The 21,397-nt window shown below is 65.2% G+C and carries 13 protein-coding genes; 5 read left to right on the forward strand and 8 right to left on the reverse strand.

Going from position 1 to position 21,397, the window contains the following annotated elements:
* The first annotated feature begins 444 nt into the window (after positions 1–444).
* Positions 445–2,253 (forward strand): EAL domain-containing protein, encoded by a 1,809-nt coding sequence (locus FR728_RS09665; RefSeq protein WP_149892477.1) that lies wholly within the window; start codon positions 445–447, stop codon positions 2,251–2,253.
* A gap of 27 nt (positions 2,254–2,280) precedes the next feature.
* Here the strand turns inward: FR728_RS09665 and murI are convergent, their stop codons facing one another.
* Together murI and FR728_RS09675 are read right to left on the reverse strand one after the other, a co-directional pair.
* Positions 2,281–3,069 carry a glutamate racemase gene (murI, locus tag FR728_RS09670; RefSeq protein WP_149892478.1) on the reverse strand — a complete coding sequence of 263 codons (789 nt, stop codon included), beginning with the start codon at positions 3,067–3,069 and terminating at the stop codon, positions 2,281–2,283.
* Entirely contained in the window at positions 3,066–3,902 is an 837-nt protein-coding gene (locus FR728_RS09675; RefSeq protein ID WP_149892479.1) for an RNA methyltransferase, read from the reverse strand. Before FR728_RS09675 ends, murI begins: the two co-directional genes overlap by 4 nt.
* A gap of 223 nt (positions 3,903–4,125) precedes the next feature.
* Here FR728_RS09675 and FR728_RS09680 point away from each other — a divergent pair, with 223 nt between their 5' ends.
* Together FR728_RS09680 and FR728_RS09685 are read left to right on the forward strand one after the other, a co-directional pair.
* Positions 4,126–5,340, forward strand: a complete 1,215-nt coding sequence (locus FR728_RS09680; protein WP_149892480.1) for an NADP-dependent isocitrate dehydrogenase — start codon at positions 4,126–4,128, stop codon at positions 5,338–5,340.
* Positions 5,341–5,603: 263 nt separating this feature from the next.
* The gene (locus tag FR728_RS09685; protein ID WP_149892481.1) at positions 5,604–7,232 is read left to right on the forward strand and encodes a Na/Pi cotransporter family protein; all 1,629 of its coding nucleotides are present in this window, start codon (positions 5,604–5,606) and stop codon (positions 7,230–7,232) included.
* Between the two features lie 25 nt (positions 7,233–7,257).
* On the opposite strand, the gene FR728_RS09690 is transcribed toward FR728_RS09685, so the two are convergent.
* The 4 genes from FR728_RS09690 to recA form a co-directional block, all read right to left on the reverse strand.
* The gene (locus FR728_RS09690) at positions 7,258–8,556 is read right to left on the reverse strand and encodes a cyclic nucleotide-gated ion channel (protein WP_208998750.1); all 1,299 of its coding nucleotides are present in this window, start codon (positions 8,554–8,556) and stop codon (positions 7,258–7,260) included.
* Between the two features lie 165 nt (positions 8,557–8,721).
* Positions 8,722–10,158, reverse strand: a complete 1,437-nt coding sequence (locus FR728_RS09695) for a GGDEF domain-containing protein (RefSeq protein WP_188318858.1) — start codon at positions 10,156–10,158, stop codon at positions 8,722–8,724.
* Positions 10,159–10,379: 221 nt separating this feature from the next.
* On the reverse strand, positions 10,380–13,037 hold the full coding sequence (alaS, locus tag FR728_RS09700) for an alanine--tRNA ligase (RefSeq protein ID WP_149892483.1): 2,658 nt from the start codon (positions 13,035–13,037) through the stop codon (positions 10,380–10,382).
* Between the two features lie 463 nt (positions 13,038–13,500).
* The gene (gene recA / locus FR728_RS09705; protein ID WP_149892484.1) at positions 13,501–14,571 is read right to left on the reverse strand and encodes a recombinase RecA; all 1,071 of its coding nucleotides are present in this window, start codon (positions 14,569–14,571) and stop codon (positions 13,501–13,503) included.
* A 535-nt stretch (positions 14,572–15,106) separates the two neighbouring features.
* Here recA and FR728_RS19350 point away from each other — a divergent pair.
* Positions 15,107–16,057 (forward strand): PfkB family carbohydrate kinase, encoded by a 951-nt coding sequence (locus FR728_RS19350; RefSeq protein WP_188318859.1) that lies wholly within the window; start codon positions 15,107–15,109, stop codon positions 16,055–16,057.
* A gap of 57 nt (positions 16,058–16,114) precedes the next feature.
* Positions 16,115–17,029, forward strand: a complete 915-nt coding sequence (locus FR728_RS09715; RefSeq protein ID WP_149892486.1) for a pseudouridine-5'-phosphate glycosidase — start codon at positions 16,115–16,117, stop codon at positions 17,027–17,029.
* A gap of 514 nt (positions 17,030–17,543) precedes the next feature.
* Here the strand turns inward: FR728_RS09715 and FR728_RS09720 are convergent.
* Both FR728_RS09720 and FR728_RS09725 read right to left on the reverse strand, forming a co-directional pair.
* Positions 17,544–18,626, reverse strand: coding sequence for a cytochrome-c peroxidase (locus tag FR728_RS09720; RefSeq protein WP_149892487.1), 1,083 nt, complete (start codon positions 18,624–18,626; stop codon positions 17,544–17,546).
* 2 nt (positions 18,627–18,628) lie between these two features.
* The gene (locus FR728_RS09725) at positions 18,629–21,259 is read right to left on the reverse strand and encodes a TonB-dependent receptor plug domain-containing protein (RefSeq protein ID WP_188318860.1); all 2,631 of its coding nucleotides are present in this window, start codon (positions 21,257–21,259) and stop codon (positions 18,629–18,631) included.
* Positions 21,260–21,397 lie beyond the last annotated feature (138 nt).

The raw sequence follows: 21,397 nt of genomic DNA on the forward strand, positions 1-21,397 counted from the left end.
ATCCCGGCCGAGGCTCGGGATCGACAGGGGTTCGACAGAACGGCGCCGGTCGAACACCCACGGGTGCGTGTTCTTCGGAAGGGAAGACCCGTCCGAAGACCGGCGGTTGGTATCCGACAGGGGGCGGAATGTCAATGGTTCCGCCGCATTTTGCGCATCTTGCGGCCAGATCCGGAGCCGCTGGGCGCCAACTCACGATCCCGTTCACCCGGCCTTTCGAAAACCCAACGAAAATAACATAAGTGTTTTTACATATTCCCTTGCGAGAATTACCCTTGGGGTTTTAGGAAAATTTAATTCTGCGTGCATAGAGTTCTCGAGTTTTTACGATGTCAGTTGTGCCGATCAGAAACCCGGGAAGAGGGCGGCGCGAGACCGATTGGAGGATGGGACATGGGAACAGCCGCCATGCCATCGCTTGCCGAACAAATTCTGGACGAATCGATGCCCGTGACTGCTGCCCCGGTGGCTGCTGCGCCAGTGACCGCTGCGCCTGAGTGCAACGGCTTCGCGCCCCTGAGCGTGGCCGGGATCATTGCCCATACGACCTTCTCCTTCCAGCCGATCGTCGATTACGCGACCGGGGTCGTCTATGCCCACGAGGCGCTGCTGCGCGGCTTCCAGGATCTGGGATGCTCCAGCCCGACCGATCTGCTCGACAAGGTTCACCAGGCCGGTTTCCTGCCCGAGCTGGAGCCTGCCCTGCTCGACCGCGCGCTGGAATGCTACAAGAAGCTTCTGACCGCCAAGGGCTGCAAGCTCTTCTTCAACATCGACGGCCGCGACCTGGGACGCAACGGCGATCCGCGCCTGCGCCTCGCCGAAGTGTCCGAAGCCCAGGGCATCCCGCCCAGCCAGATCTGTCTGGAGCTCTCCGAGCGGCATCACCACACCCACGACGACATCACCGATCACGCCCTGCGCGACCTGCGCCGGCAGGGCTTCCTGCTTGCCCTCGACGATTTCGGCAAGGGCTCCTCGGAACTGCGCCTGCTGCATGATCTGGGTCCGGACTACGTCAAGATCGACCGTTTCTTCCTGACCGGCATCGACACGGATGCCCGCCGCAAGCTCTTCGTCACCACCGTCACCAACCTGGCCCATGTGCTGGGCGTGCGCGTCATCGCCGAAGGGGTGGAGACGGAACGGGAATACAAGGCCTGCCGCGACGCCGGCTGCGACCTGATCCAGGGCTTCTATGTCGCCCATCCCTTCGAGAAGAAGAAGGATGCGCGGCTCTTCTACGATCACATCCGCGTGCCGACCATCGGCAGCAAGCGCCGCGAAGAGGAAGGCCGCATCCGCAACGAGTTGATGGACCTGCCGACCGTCAGCCTCGATTCGTCCATGGCGGAACTCCTGGATGTCTTCCTGAGCAATCAGGAGATCAGCATCGTTCCCGTGGTCGACGGCAACAACGAACCGCGCGGCATCATCCATGAGCGCGATCTCAAGGCCTATCTCTATGCCGGCGGCTCCGACGAGGCCGACTACGAGGCGGCGCTGGACCTGCCGATCCGCAATTTCGTGCGCTCCTGCCCGATCACCGACATCGACAGCAACGCCGACATGCTGCTGGTGACCTTCGCCTCGTCTCTGAACTCGGACGGGCTGATCATCACCGAGAACTTCCGCTATGCGGGCTTCCTGGCCGCCACTTCGCTTCTGAAGCTGATCCACGAGAAGCGTCTGGAAGAGGCAAAGGACCAGAACCCCCTCACCCGGCTTCCCGGCAATGGCGCGATCACCCGCTTCATCGCCGACACCGCCGGCAAGCGCAATCTCGACCGGCACTACTGCTACATCGACTTCGACCACTTCAAGCCCTTCAACGACACCTATGGCTATCGGTCGGGCGATCGGGCGATCATCCTCTTCAGCGAGCTCATGCAGCGCCACATTTCCGGCAATGGCAGCTTCGCGGGCCATGTGGGCGGGGACGACTTCTTCACCGCCTTCGTCGAGGGCGACCAGACCGACATCGCCTGGCAGCTCCTCACCCTGAAACGTGCCTTCAAGTCGGATGTGGAGAGCTTCTACGACGCCTCCCACCGGGAACAGGGCTACATCGAGGCGAATGACCGGTTCGGCAGCCTGCGGCGCTTCCCGCTGCTCGACTGCTCCATGTCCATCGTGACCGTGCCCCAGGGCATCATCGTGCGTCCCGACGAGATCCTGGACGCCATCGCCAGCCTCAAGCGCGATGCGAAGAAGTCCGATGACGGGCTGGTGGTGACGACGCTGGGGATCTGACGCCGGAGCGCCGCGCACGCCTGACAGTCAGAGCTTCAGGCCGAATCCGACCAGCAGCCGCTCCAGTTCCGGCGCCTTGCGCCCGCTCGTAAAGACCGCCGGATCCCGCCCGAGGTTCGCCGCGTCCCGGTCGAACGGGGCTTCCGGCACCACACGCCGGATCTGCCGGGCAATGGCTTCTGCCGGATCCAGCCAGTCCACCGGCCAGGGGGCCAGCTTGCGAAACAACGGCGCAAGAAAGGGATAATGGGTGCAGGCCAGCACCACGATATCCGTCCGCCGCCCGTCCGCTTCCACGAAACAGGGGGCGATCTGGGCCAAGATCAGCTCTTCATCCACCGGCAGGCGCTGCAGCAGCCGTTCCGCCTGTGCCGCCAGCACCGGCGAGCCGACAAGCGTCACCGCGCATTGCCCCGCGAACGAGCGGATCAGCTCGCGCGTGTACGCGCGCCGTACCGTGCCCGGTGTCGCCAGCACGCTGACCAGCCCTGACGCGGTGCGTTCGGCCGCCGGCTTGATGGCCGGCACCGTGCCGACGAAACACGTCTGCGGATAGGCGGCCCTCAGAGCCTCCCCGGCAAGCGTGAAGGCGGTGTTGCACGCAATCACGGCGGCCGCCGGCTGATGATCGCGGATCAGGTCACCGAACAGGGCAACGATGCGCGCGCGCAGCGCCTCTTCTTCCCAGTCGCCATAGGGAAAGGCCGCATCATCGGCCACATAGACGAAGCGATGCTCGCCCAGAAGCAGCCGCGCCTCGCGCAGGACCGTCAGTCCGCCGAGGCCGCTGTCGAAGATGAGAATGGGGGCGCTCACGCGTCCCCGTCTGGATCGGGCGCCGACGTCTCGTCCGCGCCGGGCTCGTCCTTGCGCGGACGCGGACGGCGCTTTTCAAGGGCGGCCACGACACCGCGCAGGGCACGCACTTCCTGATCGGTCAGCTCCGCCTTCTGGAAGATGTTGCGCAGGGTGCGCACCATGTGCGGGCGACGCTCCGGCGGCCGGAAGAAGGTCACGTTGTCGAGCGCCCCTTCCAGATGCTCGAAGAAGCGCAGCACGTCGTCCTTGGCAGCCGGCGGGTTGTCCTCTTCCGACAGGCGGAAGGGCAGCGCCCCGGCCGTCGCCGTCTTGCGCCACTCATAGGCGCAGACCAGCACCGCCTGGGCAATGTTCAGCGAGGCAAAGTCCGGATCCACCGGCAGGGTGACGATCTCGTCGGCCAGCGCCACCTCGTCGTTGTTGAGCCCCCAGCGCTCGCGACCGAAGAGATAGCCGGTGGCCAGACCCGTCACGCCAAGCGACACCACCTTCTGCGCCGCCTCGTCCGGCCCGCGCACGGGCTTGGGCACTTCGCGCGAGCGGGCCGTGGTGGCGTAGACGAAGGTGAGATCGGCAATGGCGGCCTCGACACTGTCGAACACCTTGACGTTGTCGATCACATGGTCGGCACGGCTTGCGGCGGCACGGGCCTTCTCGCTCGGCCAGCCGTCGCGCGGATTGACGATCCGCAGGTCCGTCAGGCCGAAATTGGCCATGGCGCGGGCTGCCGTGCCGATGTTTTCGCCAAGCTGCGGCTCGCAGAGGATGACCGCCGGCGGACGGGCCACGATCTGACGGGCCTCGTCGAGGATTTTCGTGTTTCTGCTCATGGGCGCGGGTTTAGCCCAAGGCAGGTTTCTTGAAAAGAGGCGTCGCGCAGCACGCTCTTGTGCGCCGGTCTCCGGGTTCTGCCGCATCGCCCTGCGTCCGCTGCCTGTTGCAATGCGAAAGGGAAGATTGTATACGTCTGCACACAATAGCGGGAACGATCCTTTCCCTCCCGGCGTTCCCCGTCAGACACAAGACAAGAACCCCAGAACGCAAGGCTCGGCCATGACCAAGATCAAGGTGACAAACCCGGTCGTCGAACTCGACGGCGACGAGATGACCCGCATCATGTGGCAGTTCATCAAGGACAAGCTGATCCACCCCTATCTCGACATCGACCTGGAATACTACGACCTGTCGATCCAGAAGCGGGACGAAACCGACGACCAGATCACGGTCGATGCGGCCAATGCCATCAAGAAGCATGGCGTCGGCGTAAAATGTGCGACCATCACCCCGGATGAGGCGCGCGTCGAGGAATTCGGCCTCAAGCGCATGTATCGCTCGCCCAACGGCACCATCCGCAACATCCTCGGCGGCGTGATCTTCCGCGAGCCGATCATCATGCAGAACGTGCCCCGTCTGGTGCCGGGTTGGACCCAGCCGATCATCGTTGGCCGCCATGCCTATGGCGACCAGTACAAGGCCACCGACTTCCGGTTCCCCGGCAAGGGCAAGATCACCATCAAGTTCGTCGGCGAAGACGGGCAGGAAATCGAGCACGAGGTCTTCGACGCTCCCTCCGCCGGCGTGGCCATGGCCATGTACAATCTCGATGCCTCGATCATCGACTTTGCCCGCGCGTCCTTCAACTACGCGCTCCAGCGCAAGGTGCCCTGCTATCTCTCCACCAAGAACACCATCCTCAAGGCCTATGACGGCCGCTTCAAGGATCTGTTCCAGGAGATCTTCGATGCCGAATTCAAGGACCAGTACGCCGAGGCCGGCATCTGGTACGAGCACCGGCTGATCGACGACATGGTCGCCTCGTCCCTCAAATGGTCCGGCGGATATGTCTGGGCCTGCAAGAACTATGACGGCGACGTCCAGTCCGACACGGTGGCACAGGGCTTCGGTTCCCTCGGCCTGATGACCTCGGTCCTCATGTCGCCGGATGGCAAGACCGTCGAGGCCGAAGCCGCCCACGGCACGGTGACCCGACATTACCGCATGCACCAGAAGGGCGAGGAGACCTCCACCAACCCCATCGCCTCCATCTTTGCCTGGACGCGGGCGCTCGCCCATCGCGCCAAGCTGGATGACAATGCAGCGCTCGCGGGCTTTGCATCGACCCTCGAAAAGGTCTGCATCGACACGGTGGAAAGCGGCTTCATGACCAAGGATCTGGCGCTGCTGGTGGGCCCGGAACAGGGCTGGCTGACCACCAACGGCTTCCTGAACAAGATCGATGCGAATCTGAAGACGGCCATGGCCGCCTAACCTCCGAAATCACTGGACAAACAATTTAGGCGGCTCTTCAATGAAGGGCCGCCTTCTTTTTGCGCCGCCACCTCAAAAGCGCACCTGTTGCGCCTTTTGGCGAATGCATGTATCCCTGTTCATATGCCTCCATGGACGGATGGACGCGCCCCTCCCGGCCACGCCGCGGTTGCCCTCTCTCTAGGGGCATTCTCTCCGCAGCCAGTCGCCGCCCTTCCGTTTCTGCCGAGGCCCCGCAACCCGACCCTTTCGCGAGGCAGACCGTGCAGTCGCTGAACGTCTTTCTTCAGATTGGGGGCGCCGTCGCCCTCCTGCTCTTTGCCCTCCATCAGGTGCGCAATGGCATGACGGAGGCCTTCGGCCTGCGGCTGAAGATGGTTCTCGGTCTCGGCACCCGGACGCCGCTTCGCGCCGCCCTCTCCGGCTTCATTGCCACCCTCGGGCTCCAGTCCTCCACGGCGACGGCCCTGATGACGGCTTCCTTCGTCGAGCGGGACCTGATCCGCGCCCGCATGGCGCAGATCGTTCTCCTCGGCGCCAACGCAGGCACCGCCCTGACCGCCGTGCTCGTCTCCCTGGGTCTTGAGGCGCTCAGCCCCCTGTTCCTGCTCGCCGGCTATCTTCTGCGCCGCCGCCACACGCCCGCCTGGTCGGGCACCGGCCTCGCCCTCATCGGCATCGGCCTTCTGCTCGTGTCGCTGGAGCTTCTGGGTCACGCGACGGATCCCTTGCGCGATGCGCCGAGGGTCATTGCCTTCCTCTCCATGCTGGATGGGGCCTGGCCGGTCGCCTTCGTCTGTGCCGTTCTCCTCGCCCTGCTCTGCTCCTCGTCGCTTGCCGCCGTCATGCTGGTCATGGCCCTGCCGCTCAGCCCGGCGCTGACGGTGGTCATGGTGCTGGGCGCCAATCTGGGCGGCTCGATCCCGCCGCTTCTCGCCACCCTGAAGAGCGCGCCGGTCGCGCGGCGGGTCACGGCGGGCAATCTGGCGGTGCGCGCCATCGGCTGCCTGGTGGTCCTGCCCCTTGCCCCTGCCGCCGAGCTGATCCTTCCCGTCCTGCCCGCGTCTGGCGCCGGTCTGGCCGTCAGCGTCCATCTTGTCTTCAACCTGCTCCTCGGCCTGCTGATCTGGCCCTTCACCGGCATGGTCGCCCGCTTCATCGAGAAGCTCATCCCGGATGAGGGCAAGACCGCCGACACCATCCAGACCTGCCTGAAGGAAGAAGATCTGGAGACCCCCGCCCTGGCACTTGCCGGCGCCAGCCGCGAGGCACTGGCCCTCGGCGACATGATCGAACGCATGCTGACCCAGACGCGCACCGCCTTCCGCAAGAGCGATCCCGCGCCTCTGGCCGAGGTGTCGATCCTGGAAGACAGGGTGGACCGCCACCAGCAGGGGGTGAAGACCTATCTGTCACGCCTCGGCAACCGGGCGACGGAAGAAGAAAAGCGCCGGGCGATCACCGTCCTCGATTACGTGATCAACCTGGAGCATATCGGCGACATCATCGAGAAGGGCCTCACCGGCGAGGTGCGCAAGAAGGTTGGCCTGTCCCTGCGCTTCTCCGACGAAGGCTACAAGGAACTCGACACCCTGTTCCTGATGACGCTCGAAAACCTGCGCATGGCCCAGACCATCTTCATGACCCGGGATCAGGACATGGCCCGCCGGCTGATGGAAGTGAAGGTGGACATCCGCAATCTGGAGCGCAGCTCCGCCCAGAAGCACCTGATCCGCCTGCGCGAGGGCCAGACCGAGAGCATCGAGACCTCATCGCTCCACCTCGACATTCTGCGGGACCTGAAGCGGATCAACGCCCATCTGGTGTCGGTCGCCCATCCGATCCTGGACGAACAGGGGCTTCTGGTGGAAAGCCGCCTGCGCGCCGGCTGAGCCCCTGCAGGCCCGCCCCTGACGCTCAGCTCTTGCCGGGATCGAGAAGATCCGGCTCCGCATCGGCGCCCGCGCCTTCTTCGGCCGGCTCCTCTTCCTCCCGAGCTTCCGCCTGAGCCAGTTCCTCGGGTGCCAGGTCGCCGCTCGCCCGCATCGTGGCCATGTGCCGCTCCTCGGCCTCGGCCAGAATGCGCGCGGCGAGCTTCGGCTTGCGGTCCATCAAATTGGCCAGCGCCTGCGCCTCCAGCACCATCAGTTCGCAATCGTGAAAGGCCGTGATCGTCGCGGTGCGCGCCCGCCGTTTCAGCAGGGCCAGTTCGCCGAAGTAATTGCCTTCACCCAGATAGATCGTCTCGTGGGGCAGCTCGATCGCCACCTCCCCATCGGAGATGAAATACATGGCATCGGCCACCGTGCCCTTGCTGGCGATCACATCTCCCGCGCGCACCCTCTGGGCCCGCAGCAGCTTCGACACTTCGGCAATGTCGGCGGCGCGCAGATCCTCGAACAGGGGCACCCGCGCCACCATCGACCAGGTCACCACGAAGTCGCGGCTGTGGATCTCCCGCGAGAAGGCAGACGCAATGATCCCCACCGGCAGGGCCAGCAGCCCGTAGCTGACGAGCATCACCACACCGCCGACCACGCGCCCAAGATCCGTCCGGGGCACCACGTCACCGTAGCCCACGGTCGTCACCGTCGAAATCGCCCACCAGAGCGCCGACGGAATGCTGGCAAAGGCCTCCGGCTGAGCCTCGTGCTCGAGCAGATACATCAGGGTTGCCGCCGTCAGGATCACCCCGAAGATGATGACCGACGACCCCACCAGCGCATGCCGCTCCGAAGCGATGGCCGAAAACAGAGAGCGCAACGCGGGCGAATAGCGGGCGAGCTTGAGGAAGCGCGACAGACGCAGCAGCACCACGAGGGTGACCGCCGTATTGGGGAGCACCAGCACCAGAAGCAGAGGCAGCGCAGCCGCCAGATCGATGATCGCATCCGCCTGCAGGGCATAGCGCCAGCGGCTCCCCAGAGGACCATAGCGGCGAAGCGGCGGATGCAGATCGGCCACATAGAGCCGCGCTAGATACTCGGTCAGGAAGACGAAGCCCGAGAGGGTCTGAACCCAATCGGCGATGCTGCCGATATGGACATCCAGCGACTGCTCGGTCTCCAGCACCGCCAGAACCACATTGAGAATGATGAGCCCCACCAGCGAGCGGCTGACGATGCGTGCAAGCCGCCGGTGCCGACCGGTGTTCTCCAGAATGCTGTAGAGGGTCTTCTTCACCCCGCCCATCGTCCCCACCAACTCAGTCCCCACCAACCCAGTCCCCACCAAACCAGTCCGCGCCACACCTGTTCACGTCATCTCGCCGCAATCGCACCGGCAGAGCCTCCCTGCCCCGCCCCACTGCAGGACAAGGGTAATCCTTCACCGGCAGTCCTGCCGTTGCCCCAGATCATGGCTCATGCGGATGAGGGACGTCTAGCTGGCCTTTGCACGCAGCTTGAAGGGAAGCCGCGCAACAGGGCGAACCTCGCCGACGGAGGCAGAGCCCCCCTCGATCTGTGTGCCCGATGCCCCGCTTCCAAGTCCCTTGCGAGGAACATAGCGGCTCGCGCGATCCCGTCCGGCCTCGCGGGCCTGGGCAAGAGCCTGATCGGCCTGCTCGTAGAGAGGTTCGAAGGCGAGCCCCGCCGTCACCGTGTCGGCCACGCCGACGCTCACCGTGAAGCGGATCGACTTGCCCCGGTACTCGCAGGGCAGGATGCCGGTCGCCCGGCAGATCTGGCTGGCCAGCATGTCGAGCTGCGCCCCGTTCAGGCCCCGCAGATAGAGCGCGAATTCCGCGCTCCCCAGCCGGCCGCACAGGGTCGTGTCGAGAGCGAAGGATTTCAGGAACCCGGCGAAGGCCTGCAGCACCCGATCCCCGCCTCCATGGCCGTGGGTCTCGTTGATGCGCTTGAAATGGTCGATGTCCATCAGCAGCAGGGTGCCGCCGGTGGCGTCGTCCTTCAGCGCCTGACGCAACTCCGCGAGGAAGCGCGCCCGGTTCGGCAGATCGGTCAGCGGATCGGTTTCGCGCAGATCCGCCAGCGCATCCTCGGCACGTTCGCGCCCGATCACCGGCAGGCAGAGCGCCACACCAAGGAAGAAAAGAATCAGAAGGCTGGTCAGGGGCACGAACCAGAAGCCTCCGCTCACGGGCGACGCCAGCGCCCCGTCAAAGCTTGCAGGCTCCCAGAGGCAGAAGGGCAAGGCCAGCGCCGGAACGAGGCTGGCTGCACGCAACAGGCGGGCCAGCATCCGCTCGCTCGGCAGGAGCGCGCGTCCACCGGCCTCGAGCGGACGGCGCAAGCCGCCCTCGACGCGGCGAACCTGCTCGACGCTGATCACCGACAGGGCAAGGGCGGTTGCCAGAGACAGAAGAACAGCCCCCTGGCCGAGACGCTGGGCCAGAGCCTCGCCGGCCGCCACTTCAGCCTCGGGCATGAAGGCAACCGGCCCGAACGGCAGGGCCAGCACCAGCACGATCATGGACAGGGCCAGAAGCGGCGCCGGCCAGACGGACTGACGCTGGAAGGCACGGAAACCACCCCACAGCAGGGAGGCGGCAAGGATCAGCACGGCGCAGATCACGGCGTCGCGCAGGGCCGGCGCGAAGGCGGGAAGATGAAGGTCCATGCCGGTGCTGCCCATCGCCCCGGCAAGCACGCTCAGGGTTTCGGGAAGGGCATGAACCAGATCCGTGGTGGCGAAGCTGGCCGCGACCGCAAGCGGGATCCCCAGGGCCAGAACCGAGAGCCAGGCCGCGCGGCTGCGCGCAGAACGCGCACACCAGACCACCGCCGCCACGAAGAGGAATACATGAACCAGACCGTTGGCCACCAGCAGGCTCGACAAGAGGGCATTCAGGCTCAATCGGTTACTCCACACGACCGGCAGTCCCGCCGGCAGGGAAAGGTCACCGGTCCCAGGAACCGGCAGCACCGGGACCCGCATGCGCCCGGCGGAAAGGACAAAGGCCTCGCCGGGCATCATGTCCGACGAGGCCTTCTCAACGCGTTAATGGACGCCTCCCAACCCCAATATGCCGTCGCGGCATCAGGGATCTTGCAGAGGCAACCAGCTGTGGGTTGCGATCACAGACCGGCCAGATGGGCCTCGATGGCGGCAATGGCGTCATCAGCCTTGGAGCCATCCGGACCACCGGCCTGGGCCATGTCCGCACGGCCACCGCCGCCGCGGCCTCCCAGAGCCTCGGAGCCGATCTTCACCAGATCCACCGCGCTCACCTTGTCAGTCAGATCGGCGGTAACGGAGGTCACGATGGCGGCCTTGCCGTCTTCGGACACGCTGATCAGCACCACGACGCCCGAGCCGAGCCCGGCCTTGGCTTCATCCGCCAGACCCTTGAGATCCTTCGGATTGATGCCGTCGATCTTGCGCGCCATCAGCTGGAAGGCACCCACCGTCTTCGGAGCATCGGTTCCGCCCGAGGCGCCGCCCATGGCGAGCTTCTTCTTGGCGTCGTTCAGTTCCCTTTCCAGCCGCTTGCGGTCCTCGACCAGCTGCGCCACGCGGGCGGTGACATCGCCGGCACCGACCTTCAGCAGGGAGGCGAGCTCGCGCACCCGCTTGTCCTGCTCGTCCAGATAGGCCCGTGCGGCAGAGCCGGTGAGCGCTTCCAGACGGCGCACGCCGGCGGCAACCGCGCCTTCGTTCACAAGCGTCACCAGACCGATATCGCCCGTGCGGGTCACATGGGTGCCGCCGCAGAGCTCGACCGAATAGGCCTTGCCGGCCTTGGAACCGTGAAGCGCGGTGCCCATGGACACGACGCGGACCTCATCGCCGTATTTCTCGCCGAACAGCGCCATCGCACCGCTCTCGATCGCCTCGTCCACCGCCATCAGGCGGGTGGAGACGGCCGCGTTCTGGAGCACGATCTCGTTGGCATAGGCTTCCACCGTCGCCAGCTCGTCGTCGCTCACCGGCTTGGGGTGAGAGAAGTCGAAGCGCAGGCGCTCAGGGGTAACCATCGATCCCTTCTGGGCCACATGGGAGCCGAGCACTTCGCGCAGGGCCTCATGCAGCAGGTGGGTAGCGGAGTGGTTGGAGCGAATAGAGCCGCGACGCTGCGCGTCAACCTTCAGCTCCACGGCGAGACCGGCCGCCAGCTTGCCTTCGTCCACGGTGACCGCATGAATGAAGAGGCCATCGGCCTTCTTCAGGGTGTCGGTGACAGTCGCCTTGACGCCTTCGCCGAGGATCACGCCGGTGTCGCCGACCTGACCACCGGATTCCCCGTAGAATGGGGTCTGGTTCAGAATGACGAAGCCGCTCTCGCCCTGGGCCAGAGACGCGGTCTCCGCGCCGTCCTTGACCAGGCCGGTGACGACGCCTTCGGCGGTTTCCGTGTCATAGCCGAGGAAGTCGGTGGCACCCAGCTTGTCCTTGAGCGCAAACCACACGCTTTCCTCTGCCGCCTCGCCCGAACCGGACCAGGCTGCGCGGGCTTCCTGCTTCTGGCGCTGCATGGCCGCATCGAAGCCGGCCACATCGACGGCGATGTTGCGGGCGCGCAGGGCATCCTGCGTCAGATCGAGCGGGAAGCCGTAGGTGTCATAGAGCTTGAAGGCGGTTTCCCCGTCCAGCTCGCCACCTTCGACGAGATCGGCGGTGGCGCTGTCGAGGAGGCCCAGACCGCGCTCAAGGGTCTTGCGGAAGCGGGTTTCCTCGAGCTTCAGGGTCTCGGTGATGAGCGCTTCGGCGCGCACCAGTTCCGGATAGGCCTGGCCCATCTCGCGGATGAGGGCCGGCACCAGCCGGTGCATCAGCGGATCTTGGGCCCCCAGCAGATGGGCATGACGCATGCCGCGGCGCATGATCCGGCGCAGCACGTAGCCACGGCCCTCATTGGACGGCAGCACGCCATCGGCGATCAGGAACGAGGTGGAGCGCAGGTGATCGGCGATCACCCGGTGGCTGGCGCGGGCCTTGCCTTCCGCCTCGACACCGGTCGCGTTGACTGAGGCGGAGATCAGCGCCCTGAACAGGTCGATGTCGTAGTTGTCGTGAACGCCCTGCATGACGGCGGCAATGCGCTCCAGACCCATGCCCGTGTCGATGGACGGACGCGGCAGGTTGAGGCGCGCCTCAGGGGTCTGCTCGAACTGCATGAAGACCAGGTTCCAGATCTCGATGAACCGGTCTCCGTCTTCTTCCGGGGAACCCGGAGGGCCGCCCCAGATGTGGTCGCCGTGATCATAGAAGATTTCCGAGCACGGGCCGCAGGGGCCGGTGTCGCCCATGGACCAGAAATTGTCCGAGGTCGGGATGCGGATGATCTTCTCGTCGGACAGGCCGGCGATCTTGCGCCACAGGCCTGCGGCCTCCTCGTCTTCCGAATAGACGGTGACCAGGAGCTTGTCCTTCGACAGGCCGAATTCCTTGGTGATCAGGTTCCAGGCGAGCTCGATGGCCCGGTCCTTGAAATAGTCGCCGAAGGAGAAGTTCCCCAGCATCTCGAAGAACGTGTGGTGGCGGGCGGTGTAGCCCACATTGTCCAGATCGTTGTGCTTGCCGCCGGCGCGAACCACCTTCTGGGACGAGGTGGCGCGCACATAGTCGCGCTTCTCCACGCCCGTGAAGAGATTCTTGAAGGGCACCATGCCCGCATTGGTGAACATCAGGGTCGGATCGTTGCGCGGAACCAGGGGCCCGGACTCCACGACCTGGTGATCGTTCTTGGCAAAATAGTCCAGAAACTTGGATCGGATTTCGTTCACGCCCGTCATGCAGGTCTCGCCTCGATGCCTCGCGGCCGGGAGCCTGAACTCCGGCGGCTGCGTCAGATTTTTGAATTGTCGTGACTGCGCCGCCGGTTGGCCGGGGCGCTGCGGTGTGTGCCTTTTAGCTTTCTGCGGAAAGCCTGTCCAGAACGGCCCTCCGGCGCGAGGCCGCATGCTTCGCTTTTTTGCCGAATTCCCTCTGGCCGGCACCGGCCCCGATCCCGAACGGGCCCTTTCAGGTCCGAGCGCCCAGACGCGTTCGCCCCCCGAACGCCCCCCCAGATGCCCCCAAGACGCTCCCGACCCTTTCCGCCGCGGCCCATAGATGCCCCGGGATGCCCCCGGGACGCCCCATGAAAAGACCCTCGCAGCCGGGCCGCGAGGGTCTTTTCATGTCAGATATCGGACCTCGAAAGACGTCGGGGTCTGGCCGGGCCACCAAAAGGGTGCCCTGGCCCCTTACCCGATCTCAGTCGTCGGACGCGTCGTCGACCGCGTCCGGATCGGTGATCGCATTGGCGATCAGACCGGCGTTCTGGCGGATCGACATCTCGATTTCGGCCGCCACTTCCGGATTGTCACGCAGGAACTGCTTGGCATTCTCACGCCCCTGCCCCAGCCTCTGGCTGTTGTAGGAGAACCAGGCTCCGGACTTCTCGACGATGTTGCCCTTGACGCCAAGGTCGATGAGCTCGCCGGTCTTGGACACGCCTTCCCCGTAGATGATATCGAATTCGACCTGACGGAAGGGAGGTGCCAGCTTGTTCTTCACCACCTTCACGCGGGTCTGGTTGCCGATCACCTCGTCCCGATCCTTGATCGAGCCGATGCGGCGGATGTCGAGGCGCACGGAGGCGTAAAACTTCAGCGCATTGCCACCCGTGGTGGTTTCCGGAGACCCGAACATCACCCCGATCTTCATGCGGATCTGGTTGATGAAGATCACCATGCAGTTGGACTTGGAGATGGAGGCGGTCAGCTTGCGCAGGGCCTGGCTCATCAGACGGGCCTGCATGCCCGGCAGGCTGTCGCCCATCTCGCCTTCCAGCTCGGCCTTCGGCGTCAGCGCCGCGACCGAGTCGATCACCAGAACGTCGATGGCGCCAGAGCGCACCAGCGTGTCGGCAATTTCCAGCGCCTGTTCGCCCGCGTCCGGCTGCGAGATCAGCAGGTTGTCGATGTCGACGCCCAGCTTGCGCGCATAGAGCGGGTCCAGCGCATGTTCCGCATCGACGAAGGCGCAGATGCCGCCGGCCTTCTGGGATTCGGCAATGGTGTGCAGGGCGAGAGTGGTCTTGCCCGAAGATTCAGGGCCATAGATCTCGACGATACGGCCACGCGGCAGACCGCCGATGCCCAGCGCAATATCGAGCCCGAGCGACCCGGTGGAGATTGCCTGAACCTCCACGGCCTGCCCCTGGCCCATGCGCATGATCGAGCCCTTCCCGAAGGCCCGTTCAATCTGAGAGAGCGCTGCATCGAGCGCTTTGGTCTTGTCCATCTGGCTGCTTTCTACGAGACGAAGTGTGCTTTGCGACATGGCTCAGGCTCCTTATTCCACGATGGACCTGCCGTTTCAATTCATGGCTTTGTACTCTTTTTGTTCCAATTGCGCAAGCCCCGGCAACCAGCTGGCAAACAACATGGAATTTCAGTCCGTTCCATCAATGTTCTCAAAGCTCAATACAAAATTGACGCTGCGTTATTTTTACCCTTCCACCCGGTCCTCCACAGAATCACTCCCTGATCGGCGCCAGACGGAGACGGAAAGAGCCAGGAATCCGGGGAAAACGTCGCCGATGGAGCACAGGCCTCCCCACGGTGCCGTCCGTCCTCAGGCCTCTGCACGCCCTTTCCATCTGCGGAAATGCCTCGCCTCGCGGGCGATCATCGGAAGGAACACGGCCGGACCCGCAAGGCTTTGCCAAGCACACTCCGTCTTGCCGCTTGCCCCTGAGCGACGGCGCTGCTACCCGTCGAGGCTTCGGCCGGAACCACCGGTCTTCACGGCCCACGCTTTCCGGCATCCGGTGCACGCGGCCGCGTCCTGCCTGTCACGCGAGAGATCTGCCAGAATGTCCGAGAGCCCCGCCTTCACCCGCCGACCGGTCGTCTGCGCCGGGGCCGTGCACTGGGATCTGATCGCCCATGCGGACCGTTCGATCCGGCCCGACACCTCCACGCCCGCCCGCCTGAGCCAGACCCCGGGCGGCGTGGCCACCAATGTGGCCCGCGCGCTGGCCCGTCTGGGCGCCGCCCCCCACCTGATCGGCGTGCTGGGCGACGACCCGGCCGGCAATGCCCTGGCCGAGCGCCTGTCCCATGAGGAAATCCGCCAGCACCTCACCCGCATCGCCGGGGCGGTGACCGGCCATTACCTGGCCCTGCACAATCCCGATGGCTCCCTGCCCGCCGCCTGCATCGACGACCATCTTCTGGCCGACGTGCCGCCTGAAATCTTTGCCCAGGCCCTGGTCGAAGCACAAAGCGGGCGCGATGCGGACATCTGCTTCCTCGATGCCAACCTGTCGACGGCCCAGGCCGAGGCGCTGATCCGGGCGGTCAGCGTGGAAACCCTGGTCACCGCCGACACGGTCTCCGCCGCCAAGGCCCCGCGCCTCCTGCCGCTTCTGCCCTCCATCGACCTGCTCTTCGCCAACCGGTCGGAGGCAGCCGCCCTGCTCGAGGCCGACGGATCCCAGACCGGTCCTGCCTCTTCGGCTCTCGCTGAAGGCCTTCTAGACCTCGGATGCGCCGCGGTCATCCTGACCGAAGGCAGCGATGGGGTCTGGTTTGCCGAACAGGGCGGCGACGTGACCCATCTGGCCGCCCTTCCCGTCACCGTCACCGATGTGACAGGAGCGGGCGATGCGCTGATTGCCGGCACTCTCGCCGGCCTCAACCGGGGGCTAACGCTGCGCGATGCCGTACCCTGCGGCCTGCGCGCGGCGGCCATTGCCCTTCAGGCGGTGGGCGCTGCCCCCGCCACCCTCACCTGGGAGGCCGTCGCGACCCCGGCCGCCTGAGGCCCGGTTCGCCCCCTCCCCTCCCTTCTCCCCGTCTCAGAAGAAAGCCGGTTGCTCATGACCCTCTCCTCCCTGCTCCAGCCCACGGCGGAAATCGCCCAGGCCCTCGCAGACGGCAAGCCCGTCGTCGCGCTCGAATCCACCATCATCACCCACGGCATGCCCTATCCGGACAATGTCGCCACCGCCCGCCAGGTGGAAGCCGACATTCGCGAACGCGGCGCCATTCCGGCGACCATCGCCGTGCTCGACGGCAAGATCCGCATCGGTCTCGATGACGCAGATCTCGAGCGTCTCGCCCAGGCCACTGGCGTGATGAAGTGCTCGCGCGCCGATCTGGCCCTTGCGGTCGCCACCGGCCGCCCGGGCGCGACCACCGTTGCCGCCACCATGATGGCCGCTCGCATGGCCGGCATCCATGTCTTTGCCACCGGCGGCATCGGCGGCGTGCACAAGGGCGCCGAGCTGAGCTTCGACGTCTCTGCCGATCTGGACGAACTGGGCCGCACCCCGGTCTGCGTGGTGGCAGCGGGGGCCAAGGCCCTGCTCGACATCCCGAAGACCCTTGAAGTGCTGGAAACCCGCGGCGTGCCCGTGGTGGCCTATGGGGTCGACGAACTTCCGGCCTTCTGGTCGCGCAAGTCCGGTCTGGCCGCTCCCTTCCGCCTCGACAGCGCCGCCGACATCGCCGGCCTTCTGAAGACCCGCAGCGAAATGGGCGACCACGGCGGCGTGCTCATCGCCAATCCGGTGCCGCAGGCCGACGAGATCCCCCAGGACGAGATGGGCGTGTTCATCGACAAGGCCATCGAGATGGCGACCGCCCAGAAGGTCACTGGCAAGGGCGTCACCCCCTTCGTGCTGGACGCGATCTACAAGCTGACCGCCGGGCGCAGCCTTGCCACCAACATCGCGCTGGTACGCAACAACGCAAGGCTGGCCGCCGACATCGCCAAGGCGCTCGCGGCCTGATCGCAAAAACAGGAAGCCCCGGGGGATCATCCCCGGGGCTCACCACGGTGGACCGCCCCACCCGGTTGCTTCCCTAAGTCACCCCGGACGAAGGCAAAGCCTGAAGATCCGGGGACGGTGAGCCCTAACCGTCTCTGTGGCTCACCGGTCCCGGCTCAAGGCCGGGATGACGATGTTGCGGGTACTCTCGCAGCATCCCCCGCGCTCCGCGCCGTCCCGGACTTGATCCGGGACCAACACTTCTGCCAAAAATCCATCTGGGCGTCAGTTGCGAGGTCCCGGATCTCCGCTCGCGCTGCGTCCGGGACGGCGGAGCGGTCGCTGCGGAAGCGTTCATTGGCGCTCCATCGGTTTGTCTGAAGACCTGACCGCCCGTCATTCCCGGCCTTGTGCCGGGACTCCAGTCCATTGGAAGACGGTTCGAGAAACTGGATGCTCGGGACAAGCCCGAGCATGACCGTCGAGGGGGGCATCGCGCATCCTTCGCGCGCCCTTTCCTTTGAGATTGGGCACTTCAGAGCGCTTCCAGAAACGCCTCGAGATCCCGCATCTCCGGCCCCGTGAGCCGCAACGGCGCGACAAGCGGGCTGGTGGTCGGAAAGAGCCGATCCTCCGCCTGATCGGCCCGAGGCTTCGGCCGCGCAGTCCCCGCATTGTAGAAGGTCACGATCGCCCGCAGGTTCGGCACCAGGCCGTTGTGCATGTAGGGAGCGCTGCCCTTCAGCCGACGCAACACGCCGGTGGAAAAGGCTGCCACGTCCGAAGGCTCGCCGGTCTGCACGTATCGGCCCAGATCCTCGAGCTCCCGCCCGTAGAATCCGATCCCGAGATTGTGGAACTTGCCGTCGCTCAGAAGCGGCCCGTTGTGACAGGTCATGCAACGGGCCTTGGTGCGGAAGAGATGCAGGCCGCGCAGCTGCTGGGCATTGAGAAGCTCCCGCTCGCCGGCCAGAAAGCGGTCGAAGCGGGTCGGGGCCTCAAGCTGGCGTTCGAAGGCCGCAAGAGCCGCAGTCACATCCTCGAACCGGATCTCCGCGGCCCCGAAGGCCTCGCGGAACAGCGCCGGATAGTCCGCATCCTGCCGCAGCCGCTCCTCGATCTCGCCCGGATCCCCGGCCATCTCGATCGGGTTGATGATCGGAAAGCCCGCCTGTTCCTCCAGGCTCTGCACGCGCCCATCCCAGAAGAGATGGGGCCGATAGGCCGCATGGCGCAGGTTGGGCGCATTGCGCGTCCCCTCCTGCCGGTCATGCCCCACGGCCCGGCGCAGCCCGTCGCCGAAGCCGAGCTGCCGGTTGTGACAGCTCTCGCAGGCGATCTGCCCGGATCCGGAGAGACGGGGATCGGCAAAGAGCTTCGCCCCCAGCTCCACGCGCAAGGCCTCCGCGCTGCCGGCCTCCGGTGCCGGCAGCAGGGTGAGCGGGGCCATCTCCGCCGGGACCACGCCACCGTTGGTCTCGGGCGCCGGCCATTCGGAGATGGGGCGGGCATAGATGGTGGCCAGATCCAGCGGCTCGGAAAGGACAGAGGCCGGAGCGAGGCTGAGAAGCCCCGCTCCGGCCAGAAACGCCAGAAGCGTCGTGACAGGTTTGTGCATGATCAGAACTGGTAGGACATGCCGGCCCAGAAGACCCGGCCCTTCTTGAACGGATAGTCGTCGTCGGCGTTCTTGTTCCCGATGTGGTTGAACACGTTGTCCACCTTCACGGTCAGGTCGGCCGCGCCATATTTGGTCTCCGCCACCCGCAGGGTGCCGCCCATGTTGACCACCACATTGGCGCTGTACCGATAGTCTTCGTAGATATCGTGGCGCAGACCGTTGAAGGTCGTCTCCGACCCGGTGTCACGCACCCCGTCATAGGCCAGCGAGAACTCGGCGTTGGACCACAGGCGCACCCGGTCTTCCCACAGGCTGCCATCCACCGTTAGCGTCAGGCGCACCGGAATGTCGAGATTGCCCTTCACGGTGGTGAAGCTCTCATCCGTGTAGGACTGACCATTGTAGAGAATGTAGTCGGTCTCCTCGTCCGTCGGCACGTAGCTGTCGTCGGACACGCGGCTCTTTGCCCAGGTCACCGACCCGCTCAGGCCGAAGCCGCTGAGTGCGCCGAAGTCGAGCCCATCCCAGAACTTGCCGTATTCCAGGCTGGCGGAGCTGTATTCGCTCCAGCCGTCATTGGTCAGCACGTTGGTCCCAGTCATGGAATAGGTGCCGGTGGAAGAGGCAAACTGATCGCGGCCCTTGCGGTGCAGGCCCTTCACCCGGAAGGTGCCGCCCAGCAGCGGATCGACCACCGTCACGCCGGCGAAGATCTCGTCCGTATAGGGCGAGTCCAGACCACGGGCGCTGTTCAAGCTGGACGAGGTCGAGGTCGCCGCACTCCAGCCGTTGCCGCCTTCCGTGTTGTAGACCACGCCGCCCACGGCAGAACGGGTCGAGGTGAAGCCCTTGGGGATGCCGTCGCGGATCGCATATTCCAGCATGGAATTGGTGTAGTAGCGCCCGCCGCCGCCGGTCAGCACCACATCCTTCATCACGTCCAGGCTTGCAGACACCCGGGGCGAGAGATTCACGTTCTGCTGATAGTCGTTATAGTCGAGCCGCAGGCCGGTCTTCAGATCCAGGCGGTTGAAGTCGAAGTCCATCTCCCCGTAGAGATCGAACTGGGTCACGGATGCCTCGGTGCGATAGGCGAGCCATGTGCTGCGCGTGCGCGCAAACTGGTCCCCCGTGCACAGCGGATCGTTCGGATCATCGCAGGTGTAGACATTGGGCGTGGCACTGATCGTGGTCGCCCCGTAAAGCGTGACGTCTTCAGGCCGCTCGCGGGCCAGATCGAAGCGGGTGACGCTGCCGCCCACCTTGACCTCATGGCCGAACAGGCCGGCAGAGCCCTTGAGCTTCAGGCCATAGTCTGTCTGGCTTTCCAGCAGGTCACCATACCCGCCGATGCGGCAGGAGGTCAGATAGGCGGTCGGATCTCCGACGCACTCGTCAAAGGCCGTGGTCGAATAGCTCTTGCTGGGCTGGGAAATGGTGATGAAGGTCGCCGTATTGCTTTCCGCGTCACGACCGGATTCGCTCATGTTGAGCGAGGCAATCGCCTCCACACGGCTGTTCTCGAAGGCGCCGAGCGTGCCGAGATCCCGCTGGAAAGTCAGGGCATTGGACCAGCCGTCGCCGAGGATGCTGGTTCCCGATTGCAGGGCACCCGCGCTCTCCCAGTCTTCCGTGTAGGGCGCATAGATGGACTGAAAGGTCAGCGTGCCGATTTCGGTCTCGCCCTTCACCTTGCCCATGAAGGTTTCGGAGAAACTCTCAGTCTCGACCTTGGACTGATCCACATACTGGGAGGCACGCTGCTTCTCGCCAAAGGCATGCTGGCGGCCATAGGCAACAAGCGCCGCCCATTTCTCGTTGATCGGACCGCTGAGCCAGAGGTTCTCCTGATCCTTGTAGAACTCGGGCGCCTCCCGGTCATTCGGGTTCTCGCCGTCTTCGGTGGCCAGATTGAACGTCGCCAGCTCGCTGCCGGTATAGCCCACGTCAAAGCCTGCATGGACCCGGTCCTTGAAGGGATCGCGGGTCTTGTAATTCACCACGCCCCCCTGGAACCGGCCATACTCCGCCGAGACGCCGCTGTCCTGAACCGTGACGCTCTCGATCAGGCTGGGAGAGACAAAGATCGACTGGCTGTGGCCGCCATAGGCGGAATCCACCACCGGAAGCAGCGTATCGTCTTCCAGCGTGGCGCGGGCATCGCCGGAGGTTCCGGCGATCCGGTTGATCTCCACCCCGTCGAGCAGGAAATTGTTCTCGGTGATCCGAGCGCCGGAAATCGACACTTCCGTTGGCTTCAGGTCCAGTTCGCGGGCAAGGGAGGTGCCGCCGTCGTCCGTCGCATCCGTGCGCCACTGCACGTTCGGCAGGGTCTTCAGCACCGCATTGGCGTCACCCGTGCTGTCGGAGCGGGCCTGCACCTGGCTCTCGTCCAGCACAACCACGCCCACCGCCGACGGATCGCCTGCGCCCAGAAGAAGCGTCTCGCCCGATCCCTCGGTGCCCACCACGACCTCCGGCAGAACCTCGCCATTGACCACGACCGGCTTTGCAATCACCGGCTTGGGAACAGTCGCCCCGGCCGCCTGCGCGGCGCTGGCAAGGCAGAGTTCGAGAAGGGCCACCGAGGCCAGAAGTTTCAAGGCAAGCGGTCGTTTGTCGTAACGCATCTGTTCCCCGTTCCGGAAGCTGGAGCTTCGCCACACCCCCCCGGGGATGGCCGTCATGATCTGCAGGATGTCCGGACAGCGGTCCGCGACATCGACACGGCGGCATATCAGCAACATCGGGAAGGATCGAGTTTAATA

The organism is Roseibium aestuarii (assembly GCF_008477545.1).
Taxonomy (GTDB): domain Bacteria; phylum Pseudomonadota; class Alphaproteobacteria; order Rhizobiales; family Stappiaceae; genus Roseibium; species Roseibium aestuarii.

Bases quoted from the DNA above. Each gene is read 5' to 3' on its own strand.
- FR728_RS09665 (WP_149892477.1), top strand. From the start codon at position 445: ATGCCCGTGACTGCTGCCCCGGTGGCTGCTGCGCCAGTGACCGCTGCG.
- FR728_RS09675 (WP_149892479.1), bottom strand. From the start codon at position 3,902: ATGAGCAGAAACACGAAAATCCTCGACGAGGCCCGTCAGATCGTGGCC.
- FR728_RS09680 (WP_149892480.1), top strand. From the start codon at position 4,126: ATGACCAAGATCAAGGTGACAAACCCGGTCGTCGAACTCGACGGCGAC.
- alaS (WP_149892483.1), bottom strand. From the start codon at position 13,037: ATGACGGGCGTGAACGAAATCCGATCCAAGTTTCTGGACTATTTTGCC.
- recA (WP_149892484.1), bottom strand. From the start codon at position 14,571: ATGTCGCAAAGCACACTTCGTCTCGTAGAAAGCAGCCAGATGGACAAG.
- FR728_RS19350 (WP_188318859.1), top strand. From the start codon at position 15,107: ATGTCCGAGAGCCCCGCCTTCACCCGCCGACCGGTCGTCTGCGCCGGG.
- FR728_RS09715 (WP_149892486.1), top strand. From the start codon at position 16,115: ATGACCCTCTCCTCCCTGCTCCAGCCCACGGCGGAAATCGCCCAGGCC.
- FR728_RS09720 (WP_149892487.1), bottom strand. From the start codon at position 18,626: ATGCACAAACCTGTCACGACGCTTCTGGCGTTTCTGGCCGGAGCGGGG.
- FR728_RS09725 (WP_188318860.1), bottom strand. From the start codon at position 21,259: ATGCGTTACGACAAACGACCGCTTGCCTTGAAACTTCTGGCCTCGGTG.